The organism is Janthinobacterium sp. GMG1 (assembly GCF_034427795.1).
Taxonomy (GTDB): Bacteria; Pseudomonadota; Gammaproteobacteria; order Burkholderiales; family Burkholderiaceae_D; genus Janthinobacterium.
Window position 1 is genome coordinate 898268 of sequence record NZ_JAXQNT010000001.1, and the last position, 12221, is coordinate 910488.

General features: G+C 61.6%; 11 protein-coding genes and 1 tRNA gene. 6 read left to right on the forward strand and 6 right to left on the reverse strand.

Going from position 1 to position 12221, the window contains the following annotated elements; genetic code table 11:
- Positions 1–46: 46 nt before the first annotated feature.
- Entirely contained in the window at positions 47–2206 is a 2160-nt protein-coding gene (locus SJI03_RS04055; protein ID WP_322426336.1) for a S9 family peptidase, read from the reverse strand.
- A gap of 195 nt (positions 2207–2401) precedes the next feature.
- Between SJI03_RS04055 and SJI03_RS04060 the strand changes: the two genes are divergently transcribed.
- Entirely contained in the window at positions 2402–3427 is a 1026-nt protein-coding gene (locus tag SJI03_RS04060) for a lysozyme inhibitor LprI family protein (RefSeq protein WP_322426337.1), read from the forward strand.
- Between the two features lie 3 nt (positions 3428–3430).
- Positions 3431–3934: a hypothetical protein gene (locus SJI03_RS04065; protein ID WP_322426338.1), complete on the forward strand. Its 504-nt coding sequence runs from the start codon at positions 3431–3433 to the stop codon at positions 3932–3934.
- Here SJI03_RS04065 and SJI03_RS04070 read toward each other — a convergent pair whose 3' ends face one another.
- From SJI03_RS04070 to SJI03_RS04090, 5 genes are all read right to left on the reverse strand, one after another.
- A complete protein-coding gene (locus SJI03_RS04070) occupies positions 3935–4339 on the reverse strand; it encodes a hypothetical protein (RefSeq protein ID WP_099402929.1) in 405 nt (134 codons plus the stop codon).
- Positions 4340–4443: 104 nt separating this feature from the next.
- Positions 4444–4519: transfer RNA gene (locus SJI03_RS04075), tRNA-Lys, on the reverse strand.
- A 67-nt stretch (positions 4520–4586) separates the two neighbouring features.
- Positions 4587–6353, reverse strand: coding sequence for a GspE/PulE family protein (locus tag SJI03_RS04080; RefSeq protein WP_322426339.1), 1767 nt, complete (start codon positions 6351–6353; stop codon positions 4587–4589).
- A 47-nt stretch (positions 6354–6400) separates the two neighbouring features.
- The gene (locus SJI03_RS04085) at positions 6401–7189 is read right to left on the reverse strand and encodes a spermidine synthase (RefSeq protein ID WP_034747444.1); all 789 of its coding nucleotides are present in this window, start codon (positions 7187–7189) and stop codon (positions 6401–6403) included.
- A 97-nt stretch (positions 7190–7286) separates the two neighbouring features.
- Positions 7287–7799 carry a glycine zipper 2TM domain-containing protein gene (locus SJI03_RS04090; protein ID WP_034785134.1) on the reverse strand — a complete coding sequence of 171 codons (513 nt, stop codon included), beginning with the start codon at positions 7797–7799 and terminating at the stop codon, positions 7287–7289.
- A gap of 400 nt (positions 7800–8199) precedes the next feature.
- Between SJI03_RS04090 and SJI03_RS04095 the strand changes: the two genes are divergently transcribed.
- From SJI03_RS04095 to SJI03_RS04110, 4 genes are all read left to right on the forward strand, one after another.
- Complete coding sequence (locus SJI03_RS04095; RefSeq protein ID WP_034785135.1) at positions 8200–8598, forward strand: barstar family protein; 399 nt, start codon at positions 8200–8202, stop codon at positions 8596–8598.
- A 156-nt stretch (positions 8599–8754) separates the two neighbouring features.
- The gene (gene purN, locus SJI03_RS04100) at positions 8755–9363 is read left to right on the forward strand and encodes a phosphoribosylglycinamide formyltransferase (RefSeq protein ID WP_076568208.1); all 609 of its coding nucleotides are present in this window, start codon (positions 8755–8757) and stop codon (positions 9361–9363) included.
- A gap of 21 nt (positions 9364–9384) precedes the next feature.
- On the forward strand, positions 9385–10704 hold the full coding sequence (locus tag SJI03_RS04105) for an RsmB/NOP family class I SAM-dependent RNA methyltransferase (RefSeq protein ID WP_099378020.1): 1320 nt from the start codon (positions 9385–9387) through the stop codon (positions 10702–10704).
- Positions 10705–10826: 122 nt separating this feature from the next.
- Positions 10827–12185 (forward strand): mechanosensitive ion channel family protein, encoded by a 1359-nt coding sequence (locus SJI03_RS04110; RefSeq protein WP_322426340.1) that lies wholly within the window; start codon positions 10827–10829, stop codon positions 12183–12185.
- Positions 12186–12221: the final 36 nt, after the last annotated feature.

Consider the following 12221-nt stretch of genomic DNA (forward strand, 5'->3'; position numbering starts at 1 on the left):
GGCCCGCGTGAGCGGAGCCTGGCTTTTCAAGAAACGTGTAGCAGGATTATTTCAAATACCTTGCCAGCCAGCCCTCAACTTCGCTATAGAAGAAACGGCTGTTCTCGCCCTTCAAGATCCAGTGGTTTTCGTCCGGGAAGACCAGCAATTTCGCCGGCACGTTCAGGCGTTGTTGCACGGCAAAGTTCATCAAGGCATTGTTGGCCGGCACGCGGTAATCGAGCTCGCCCACGGTGATCAGGATCGGGGTCGTGAAACCCGTGCCTTTTTCGTGATTACCCGCTTGCATGACCGGGCTTTGATCGCGCCACACGGGCAGGTTCGACCAGACGGGGCCGCCTGCATTCGTTTCACGGCCGAAGCCGCCGTCGCTGGTGCCCCATTGCATGATCAAGTCCATTTCGCCCGCGTGCGAGACGATGGCCTTGTAGCGCGTCGTGGTCGCTTGCAGCCAGTTGGCCAGGTGACCGCCATAACTGGCGCCGCCGGCGGCCAGTTTCGTGCTGTCGATAAATGGATATTTCTTGATGGCTTCATCGACGCCCTGGTTGACCTCGTCGCCCGGACCCTTCAAGGGGTCAAACTGGATAGAGCGCGAGAATTCCTCGCCATAGCCGGTCGAGCCTTTGTAGTCGGTCAGCAGCACGACATAGCCGGGCTTGGCCAGCAAATGATAGTTCCAGCGCAGCACGAACTGGTCGCGCCACATGCTGGCCGCGCCGCCGTGGATGACGGTAAACAGCGGGTATTTCTTGTTCGGATCGAAATTGGCCGGCTTGACGAGCATATTGTGGATATGGCGGCCGTCGGCCGTGGTGAACCAGAAGTGCTCGGGCGCCTGCCAGTCGATCTTGCTGGCCTTGTCCGTGTTGAAGGCCGTCAGGCGCTTCGGCTGCTTGCCGTTGAAGGCATAGATTTCCGGTGGGTTGATGGCGGATTCCCACACGCCGACCAAAGCCTTGCCGCCGCTGCTCAGCGAGTTGATGGTACCCGTCGGCAAGGATGGCTCCTCGCGCACGTCGCCACCCCTGGCGTCGATCGAGTACAGCTTTTCCAGGCCCGCATGTTCATAGCTGAAGAGGACGCGCTTGCCGCCTTCGGGCAGCACGAAGCGGGAAATTGAACGGTCCAGCTTGGCCGTCAAAATCGTTGGCGCCGGGTTGCTCATCGGCCAGGCAAAGCTGGCCAGGCGTTTCACGTCATATACTTTGCCTGGCGTTTGCGCGTCGCTCAAGGCGAACAGGGTCTTGCCGTCGGCGGCGAATTTCAGGCTGCCATAGCTGTACTTATCCTGCGTCAAACGCTGCGCTTCGCCGCCCGCCACGGGTAGCAGATACAGTTGCGAGACGACGGCCTCGCGCTGCGCCGCGTCGCGGTTGGTGGCCGCGTTGAAGACGACAGCCTTGCCGTCCGGCGTCCAGACGGCGTCCAGCGATTGCCCTTCGTCGCCCTGGCCGCCGCCAAAGCCCGGCAGGGTGACCAGTTGCGTGCCCGACAGGATGTCGCGCGCTGTGTTCTCACCTTTGGCATCCGCTTGCGCATCGACGACGAACAGCCGCACCTGCTTGTCGGTCAGCCATTTGTCGAAATAGCGGGGCGCCGTCGTTTCATACGAACGGGCGCTGTATTTACGGTCCTTGCGCTCTTTCGCGCTTTGCTTGACGTCGGCTTCCGTCTTGTTGCCTGGATAGATGTCGCTGATGAACAGCAATTGCTTGCCGTCCGGGCTCCATTTCGGCATGCGCGCGCCCAGGGTGAGCGAGGTCATGCGTTGGGCTTCGCCGCCGGCGGCCACGTCGAGACGGTAAATCTGGCCCGCTTCATCGCCGTCGCGCTTGGCAACGAAGACCAACTGGCGGCTGTCCGGCGACCAGGCCACGGCGCTTTCGCCGCCCTTGGAAGAGGTCAGGCGGCGCGCGGGGCTGTCGTCAAGCAGCGACTTGATCCACAGGTCCGACGATTGGTCTTGGCTAGAGTAGGCGCTGTCGACCACGGAAAACACGGCCCACTTTCCATCCGGGCTGGCGACGGGCGCGCCCACACGTTTCATCAGCCACACATCTTCATGCGTGATGGCGTGTCTGGCTTGCATTTGCGTGGCGGCAACTGGGGTGGTGGTGTTGGTATCGGCGGCATGGGCAAGCGAGGCGCAGGCCGCTGCGATCAGCAGCGAGCCGAGGGAACGGCAAAGACGGGGTGAGGTCATGGGCGTAGTCCGGAGTAGTGAAAAAAGTACAGCGGGCAACATTATTGCCCATGCTTTCCCGCACTGCCAAGGCTGGGTACCGTTACTTACCAGGCCGGCGCACGCATGGCGGACGGAGCTGGCGTATCCGATCAGTTAAACTTGCCGCTTTACTCACGCTGGCGCTGACTGAACATGAAAATTTGTCTACCCTTATTGAAAACAGCATTGCTGGGCGCGAGCTGCCTGCTGCCGGCCCCGGTTTTTGCCGCTGCCGCCGCACCGTACCCGAATACCAGCGCCATGGGCGTGGGTCACGCGGAAAGCACAGCCTGGTATGCGGCTTGCCTGAAGGTCAAGGATGCGGCGCCGCCTCCCGCCGACCTGCCGGCCCCGTCCGCCGAGGCATCGTTGCAGCAATGCCAGGCAACAGACCTGTATTACGATACCAAGAGTATGTCCTCGCCCAAGCCGGCCGACTGGCGTCCCGCGCGCCATTGCGCCACGGCCACGCAAAACAGCGCCGTCTTGATGATGCTGTACCAGAATGGACAGGGCGTGCAGAAAGACCCGTTGCTGGCGCTCAAGTATGCGTGCAGCATCGATGCGGCGCCGGCCGAGATGCGGGGCCGCATCGAACACTTGCAGCAGATCAATGCCAGCGGACGCGGCATGATCGATTTATGCGACGACATCACCAGCGGCTACATGATGGGCGTGTGCAGCGCCATCGATGCGCGGCAAAAGCAGCGCGTGCGCGCGCAGGCGACAGGTAAAGTCAGCGCAAGCGTGCCTGCCGTGGCGCAAGCGTCGCTGCAAAAGCTGCAGGCGGCGGCAAGCAAGTTTGCCGATGCGCGTGCGGCGAATGAAACGGATTTGAGCGGCACGGCGCGCACCGCCCTGAGCATCGCCGCCCGCACGGCTGAGCTCGATCTGCTGGCGCACGATCTGCGCGAGTACGAAGGGGGCAAGCTGCCGGCCAGCATGACGAAGGAACAGGCGGCGGCGCTCGACAAGGAGCTTAACGCCATCTACGGCAAGCTCATGAAAAAGCCGGCGCAAACCCATACGGGCGCCGTGGGCAAGGATGGCATCCGCGCCACCCAGCGTCTGTGGCTGGCGTACCGCGATGCCTGGATGAACTTTGGCGCCGTGCGCTATCCATCCGTGACGAGCGAAACCTGGGCCGGCCGGTTGACGTCGCGGCGTAATGCCCAATTACAAGATTTACTGGAGAATTGAAGCATGCGGGAAGCGTACTACCACGAAGATGATTTTTGCCGGATTGAACTGTTGCCGCTGGATAACTTGCAGCACTGTGTGACGCAGATGGGCGAGCAGCAGGCGTTTGCCGACGCGCACCGCAGCGGCGCCGGCTGGACGGACATGTATGTGATCAAGGCGGCCCCGTCCCTACTATCCACCCTGGGCATGACGGCGGAACAGCTGCGCCTGGCGCTAGGGGATGCCTTGCCGCCGTACGACGCCGTGTACACGGGGTACAGCACTTACCGCGTAGAGTGCAAGAACGAGCTGGCCTTTGGCGGCGACAAGACGGAAACCCTGTTTGCCAGCCTGAACGATAACGGCATCGTCAGCCACCTGTGGTGCAGCGATAGCATGTCGCAATTGCTGCTGTTGCCCTTGAAAGAGCAGTTGGTGCTGGCCGACTGGGGTGCAGGGTTTGCGTGTCCGCTGGCCGATGGTGACTTGTTCGCCCGCTATCTGCAGGAATACGAGCTGGATTGATTACTCGCAGGCGATGGCGTTCGGTTGCGCCACTTTCACCACCGATTGCAAACGCGCCATGTCGTTGCCGTCGCCTTGCTCGACATACGGTTGATACGTGTCAATGACGATGCGCGCGCGGGCTTGCCAGCCGCAATTGTCGGCCTGGCGCGCGGGCACGTGCAGCAGCCGGCGCGCCTCGCCATCGTTGCTGAAACAAAACCACGCATCGTGCGTGGCGGCAGGTCGGGGCAAACGGCCCCACTGCGCCTTGTCGGGCGCGAAGCAGACGCGCTTGCCGATGATCTCCAAGCTCATCTCGTCCGTGCGCGCGCTGTACTGGCCGTCGAGCACGATCGGTGTTTGCATTTGCGCGTGGGCGGACAGGCAGGCGGTGGCCAGGAGGAGGGGGGCGGCAAGTTTCATGCGTTTCTTTCAGGGCTGGCAAGACGATGAGCCAGTATAACCGCGAGGGCCGGAAACGAAAAAAGCCCATCCGTGAGGATGGGCTTTTTAGTACTGCGCATTCGTGGTAGGCCGTGCGGGATTCGAACCTGCGACCAACGGATTAAAAGTCCGCTGCTCTACCAGCTGAGCTAACGACCCGAAAGAGGCCGCATTATATATCAGTTGAAAAAGAATGCAAAGCATTCCTGCGAGAAAGTACTGAAGCTCACGGCAGGGCTGCCGTGAGCTTCAGCACTTCGTCGATACTGCTCGTGCCATCGATGATCTTGCGCGCGCCGGCGATGCGCAGCGGTGTCATGCCGTCTAGCAGGCTCTGGCGGCGCAGCGCATGCAGGTCCGCGCCCGCCTTGACCAGTTGGCCGAACGCTTCCGTCACGCCCAGCAGTTCATAAATGCCCGCGCGCCCCAGGTAGCCGCTGTGCCGGCACAGGGCGCAGCCGACGGGGCGGTATGCTGCCGCTGGCCGCTCCAGCTGGCCGCCCGTCAGGCGCTGCCAGACAGCGACGCCGGGGGCGTCGTCCAGCTGTTTGCAGGCCGCGCACAGGCATCGCAGCAAGCGCTGCGCCAGCACGCCGGCCAGGCACGCTTCCAGCAGATAGGCGGGCACGCCCAGTTCCAGCAGGCGCGTGACGGCCGAGGGCGCGTCGTTGGTGTGCAGGGTCGACAGCACCAAATGGCCCGTCAGCGCCGCCTGGATGGCCATCTCGGCCGTGGCCAGGTCGCGGATCTCGCCCACCATGATGATGTCGGGATCTTGCCGCATCAGCGCCCGCACGCCATCGGCAAACGACAGTTCGATCCCGGCCTGGGTTTGCACCTGCATCTGGTTGAAGGCCGGTTCGACCATTTCGATGGGGTCTTCCACCGTGCACACATTGACTTCGCTGCTGGCCAGCGCCTTCAGGGTGCTGTACAGGGTGCTGGTCTTGCCCGAGCCGGTGGGGCCCGTCACCAGCACGATGCCGTGCGTGCGCGCCGTCAGCTGGCGCCAGCGTTCGGCGTCTGCGGGCGGAAAGCCCAGGTCAAACAGGCTCTTGACGGCCACTTCCGGGTCGAAGATGCGCATGACGAGTTTTTCGCCGAAGGCCGTGGGCAAAGTCGACAGGCGCAGCTCGATTTCCTGGCCCTGCGCATTGCGCGTCTTGATGCGGCCATCCTGGGGACGGCGTTTTTCCACCACGTCCATGCGCCCGAGCAACTTGATGCGCGCCGTCATGGCCAGCAGCACCACGGGCGGCAGCTGGTAGGCCTGGTGCAGGCGGCCGTCGATGCGCAGGCGCACGAGGCCCGCGTCGCGCTTCGGTTCCAGATGGATGTCGGAGGCGCGCTGGGCAAACGCGTATTGCCACAGCCAGTCGACGATGCGCACGACGTGCTGGTCGTTGGCGTCCAGGCTGGTCTTGTTGCGTCCCAGTTCCACCAGTTGTTCGACATTCTGGCGCAGCGCCAGGTCTTGCGTGGAGGCTTGCCGGGCCACCTTGACGGAACTGGCCAGGCTGAAAAATTGCGCGATGGCGTCGGCGATGTGCAGCGGGTTGGCGATGACCAGGCTCAGCTTGCGTGGCGCCAGGTTTCCCAGCTGTGCCTGCCAAGCGAGCGCATATGGCTGGGCCGTGGCGATGACGATGCGATCAAGCGTGCTTTCCACGGGCAGGATGTTGAAGCGGGCCGCATAGCCGGCCGTCATGACGTCGGCCACCTGGCTGAAATCGATGTGCAGGGGATCGATGCGCACATATGGCAGGCTGGAACGTTGCGCCAGCCAGGCGCACAGGGTGTCGAGCGTCAGCGCGCCGTGGGCGATGCTGCACAGCGGATGCAAGGCAGGCGCCGGCAGCAGGGCGGCCTGGGCGTCGATGGCGGCCGCTTGCGCCGCATCGAGCAAGCCGTCTTCCTGCAGCCAGGCCAGCAGTTGCGGCAGTTGCAGCGGCGTGTCGGGAGCGGTGAGAGAGGGAGGAGGGGATGCGGGCATGGCCGGCGCCTTTTTGGGCTGCCGGCCTTGCCTGGATAGACCGGCGGTTACAGGGTGCTGACGATGCCCTTGACCCAGGACTTGGCGGGTAGCTTGGTTTCGGCGACGATCTGCTTGGCGCGCTCGAGCAAGGCAGCTTGCGCCTCGGCATCGAGTGCCACTTTCGTCTTGAAAGCGATCGCCACCACGTTCCCATCATGCACTTCCGGCAGGCAGATCACCTGTTCAAACGCAAACTTCATCGCCTTGATGTTCTTTGCGTAGCTCGGGTGGTCGCCAAACAGGTTGACCGTCATGATGCCGTGCGGCGCCAGGCAGGCGCAGCAGGCGGTATAGAAATCGGCGCTGTCGAGCACGGGACCGCGCGCCGTGGCGTCATACAGGTCCACCTGCAGGGCGTCCAGGGTGCCATGGTTGGCGTCGTCGTTGACGTAGTCGAGCGCATCCATCTCGCGCACGTGCAGGCGCTCGTCGTTGGGCGGCAGCTTGAACATCGATTCGCAGATGGTGATGACGGACGGGTTCAGTTCGATGGCCTCGACCTGCGCCTGCGGAAACTGGCGGTAGCAGAACTTGGTCAGCGCGGCCGTGCCCAGGCCCAGCTGGGCGATACGCTGCGGTTGCTCGATCCACAGCATCCACGCCATCATCTGCTGCGCGTATTCGAGCTCCGGCCAGTCCGGCTTGCGGATGCGCATGGCGCCCTGCACCCATTCCGTGCCGAAATGCAGATAGCGCACGCCATCCATTTCCGACAGGGTGACAGGGGCGTAGCGGGGCTTGCGCGCAGGGCGCGAGGATTCGACTTGTTCGATGGATTTTCGTTTGATAAGCATAAGGCGGCCTGAAAGTGTGCCGCATTATAGCCCGTGCCGGGGCGCCATAAAAAATGCCAGCCACTGGGGCTGGCATGGTACGGGGCGGTTGCTGCGCTTATTGCTGAGCGGGTTCAATAGAGACGCGCAAGCGGATGCGTTCGCCCGGATCGTAGGACATGATGCTCGTGTAGTTGCGGCCGCGGTAGTCATACGTGACCTGGTAGCCATTGTTGCGCGATTCCCAGTGGTCGACCTGACGGCATTGCTTGACAGCTTGTTCCTGCATGCCGCCCTGGTAATTGTTCTGGTTGTCGACACGGTCGCCGACGACAGCGCCGGCAATCGCGCCAGCGGCGGCGGCGGCCGTGCGGCCATTGCCGCCACCGACCTGGCTACCGAGCAGGGCGCCGGCGATACCGCCGACGATGGAGCCGCCAGCGCTGCGCTGTTGCGGCGGTGCCTGGACTTGCACGTATTCCGTACGGCATTCCTGACGTGGACGATTGATCTGTTCCACTTGCGGCACGACGCGCACGACCTTGCCGAAATCTTCAAAGTCGGCGGCCTGGGCGAGTGGCAATGCACCGATACAAAGGGCTGACATCATCAATTTGGCTTGCAAGTTCATTTGTAACCTCGTTATCTAGAGAATCTTTCAGGGTATTTTTTACAACTTGGGACTATAGTAATCCCGCCAGGCCAAGGCAAGTGTTTCGCATGGCAACAAAATGTAACAGCCCAAGCCCCTTGCCCCACAGTCTGTAACATGCACTTTCAATCGATACAAGATGTTGAAGTGACTTGAAACCAGCGGTTTGTAACAAATCTTGCGTTTGACATCATATTCGGGTTGATTCATGCAGGACAACACGTTACCCTAATACGCGTATGGCTTATATAAAATCGCACTGAATCGCATAAAAGTTGATACAGATCGAATCACCGCGTGCGCATTGACCCGCGTGCGGGGATGCAATAAGAAGAGCAGCTAGAACAATCCATACATAACAGGTCGATTTGAGGGAAAAATGAGTTTGTTACTAACCGTGCCGCCCAACCTTGTCCAGTCCATCCGTGCCTTTCGCGTGACCGAATTACAAGACGAGGCGATTCGTCTCGGGCAGCACTTTTTATATGCGCATTGCAACGCTGGGCAGACCAAACAACAAGTCATCGGCATTATTGCAGAAGCATTCCTGTTTCCGAAAAACCTGGCGAAGAATTTCGATGCCTTGCGCCTGTGCCTGACGGACACCATGTCCAAGGCCGGCACGCAGACGGGTTTCCTGGTGGTGCTTGAGCAATTGCCAAATACGCAAAAATTCGACAAGGAAGCGCGCGAGATCCTGCTCGACGTGTTCCGCGACGCGGCCGACTACTGGGCCGAGAAGAAAGTCCCGTTCCGCGTCTTCTATTCGTTCGAGTAAACACTTACTCACATTGTGATAGCGTAAAATCAGCCTTTTTCCGGCTTGGCAGACAGCATCGTCCGACGAAAGCGCCTTTTGTGCGATCATGTTGCGGCGCAACAATATCGCGGGCCTTTCTTGGTTCGCATCGCCATAGCGGGTACAATGCGCGCTATGAAAAATATCGTTATCCTCATTTCCGGACGCGGCAGCAACATGGAAGCGGTTGTACGCGCGGCGCAAGCCGAGCAATGGCCAGCCCGTATTGCCGCCGTCATCAGTAACCGGGCCGATGCCCAGGGATTGGTTTTTGCCGCGGAACATGGGATAGCGACGGCAGTCGTTGCCAACAAGGATTATGCCAGCCGCGAACAGTTTGATGCGGCGCTGCAAGCCGTAATCGACGGCTTTGCCCCCGACCTGGTCGTGCTGGCCGGTTTCATGCGCATCCTGACGCCGCCCTTCGTCGAGCATTACGCGGGGCGCATGCTCAATATCCACCCGTCGCTGCTGCCGCTGTTCCCGGGCATGGCGACGCACCGCCAGGCGCTCGAGGCGGGCGTGACGGAACACGGCGCGACCGTGCATTTCGTGACTGCCGAGCTTGACCATGGTCCGGCCGTGGCGAGCGCGACAGTCCCCGTCTTGCCAGGCGATACAGAAGACAGCTTATCGGCGCGCGTGCTGGTACAGGAACATCTGCTTTACCCGCGCGCCATCCGCCTGTTCATTGACGATAAACTGTCAGTCGAGCATGGCCAGGTCCGCGTGGACCCTCAATAAAATATTACAGGAAGAATAACAATGAGATTGCCACCAGCGATACTTGCCAATGCTGAAGAAGTATTGCGCGAAATTTTACGATTCACGGCCCCGGCCGACACCACCCTGTCGCGCTATTTCCGCGACCATCCGCGCCTCGGTTCGCGCGAACGCGGCGCCATCGCCGAAGGCATTTATGCCGTGCTGCGCAACAAATCGTTCTTCACGGACTTCGCCGAAGCGGGCAGCGGCCCGACCATGCGCCGCCTGACCATCCTCGGCCTGGCCGAAGCCGTCGGTGCGGACTCCCTGGGCGGCCTGACGGAAGAAGAAGTGGAATGGCTGGAACGCATCACGCAGATCGACCGCAGCCTGATGCCGTCGAACATGCGCGCCAACATGCCGACCTGGCTGTTCGACAAGCTGATCGCCCAATTCGGCGAAGCGGAAACCATGAAACTGGCCGATGCGCTGAATGCGCCGGCGCCGCTGGACTTGCGCGTGAACTCGCTCAAGGCCACGCGTGAGGACGTGATGCTGGCCCTGGCCGAAGCGCCGATCCTCAGCACGCCGACGCCCTATGCGCCGTTGGGTTTGCGCGTGATCAAGAAGCCTTCGCTGCAAAACATGCCTTTGTTCCAGAGCGGCGCCATCGAAGTGCAAGATGAAGGCAGCCAGATCCTGTCGCAGATCGTCGGCGCCAAGCGCGGCGAAATGGTCGTCGATTTCTGTGCCGGCGCGGGCGGCAAGACGCTCGCCTTGGGCGCGCTGATGCGCAACACGGGCCGTCTGTACGCGTTCGACGTGTCGGAAAAACGTTTGGCCAAGCTGAAGCCGCGCATGGCCCGCAGCGGCCTGTCGAACGTGCATCCGGTGCAGATCGCGCATGAGCGCGATGCCAAGATCAAGCGCCTGGCCGGCAAGATCGACCGCGTGCTGGTCGATGCGCCATGTAGCGGCCTGGGCACCCTGCGCCGCAATCCGGACGTGAAATGGCGCCAGCAGCCGAATTCCATCGTGGAACTGCAAGCCAAGCAGGCAGCCATCCTGGCCGGCGCGGCGCGCCTGGTCAAGGGCGGCGGTCGCCTGGTGTACGCCACCTGCAGCTTCCTGAACGAAGAAAACGATTTTATCGCCGAGCAATTCCTGGCCGCCCATCCGGACTTCACTCTGGTGCCGATGAGCAAGGTGCTGGCCGAACAGAAGATCGAGCTGGAAATGGGCGACTACCTGAAATTGTTGCCGCATCTGCACCAGACCGACGGTTTCTTCGCCGCCGTGTTCGAGCGCAAGGTCATGCCGAAAAAAGTCTACGCCGATGAAAAACCGGCCGACGACGCTGACGCTGAACCAGCCGAGTAAGCCTGCCACGGGCCGCCGCTGCACCCTGCAGTGGCGGCTTTCAATGCCGCCAGCCCGTCTGGCGGCATGGGCTAGATGCCCATCCGTACCACTTCCGTCCCACCTTCCGGACCTCCTGCGCCATGAATGAAACCCCGCTGCTCAACCTGATCACTGATTTTGTCAACGATTTCCGCCAACCGGCCATCCTGTGGCAGGCGCTGGTCATCGTCGGCTGCCTGGCGCTGAGCTGGCTGCTGGTGCGGCAGTTGCGCGTGTTCCTGCACCAGCGAGCGGAAGCGGCCACCGTGCCCGCCACGCCGGAAACCTTGCAGCGCACCGATAGTTTCATCCGCATCCTGACGCCCGTGCTGGCGGCCATGCTGCTGGGTATTGCGCAGCATTTCCTGGCCAAGTTCCAGTCCGTGAACCTGCTCAGTATCGCCATTCCCCTGTGCACCTCGATGGCGCTGGTGCGCTTCGGGTTTTACGTGCTGCGCCGCATTTTTGCCCGCCATGGCGACATCAGCCCGACCATGTTGTTGCTGGAAAAGATCTTCACGGTGGTGGTATGGGCCGGCATGGCCCTGTACATCACGGGCCTGTGGCCGGAATTGCATACCTTCCTGGAAAGCATCGTCGTCCCGCTGGGACGCAACAAGGTCTCCGTGGCTGCCATCTTGCAAGCCGCTATTTCGGTGGCCGTGCTGCTGGTGCTGGCCATGTGGGCCGGCACCTCGCTCGACGAGCGCCTGATGAAAATGCAGGGCTTGCACACTTCCTTGCGCGTGGTGATGTCGCGCATGGGCCGCGCCGTGCTGATCCTTGTTTCCGTGCTGGTTAGCCTGTCGCTGGTGGGCATCGACCTGACGGTGCTGTCCGTGTTTGGCGGCGCCTTCGGCGTGGCGCTCGGCTTTGGCTTGCAAAAGATCGCCGCGAACTTCGTCTCCGGCTTCATCATCCTGCTTGACCGCAGCCTCACCATCGGCGACATGATTACGGTGGGTCAATTTACAGGCAAGGTCACGCAAATCAATACGCGCTATACTGTGTTATTGGGTGGCGATGGCGTTGAATCCATCGTGCCGAATGAAATGCTGATTTCCGGCGGCGTGCAGAACATGTCGCTGAGCAACCGCATGGTCTGGCTGTCGACGGCCGTGTCGGTGGGCTATGAAACGGATCTGGATGTCATCTTCCCCTTGCTGGAAGCGGCGACGGCCAAGGTGCCGCGTGTGTCACAAAGCAATCCGCCATCGGCCACCCTCGTGCGTTTCGGCGCCGACGGCCTTGATGTGCAGATCGGCTTCTGGATCGCGGACCCGGAAAACGGCACCGGCGGCGTGAAGTCGAATGTGAACCGCGCTATCTGGCGCACCTTGCAGGAACATAAGGTCACTGTACCGTTTCCGCAACGCGAATTGCGTATTGTTGGTACGCCTCCTGCCCCGCTCGCGGGCGCGGCAGAGGGTGAGTCCACGCCATCCGGCACCCAGCCTTAACCTCGCTGCCTGCCTCCGATTTTGCCTGATCGCACC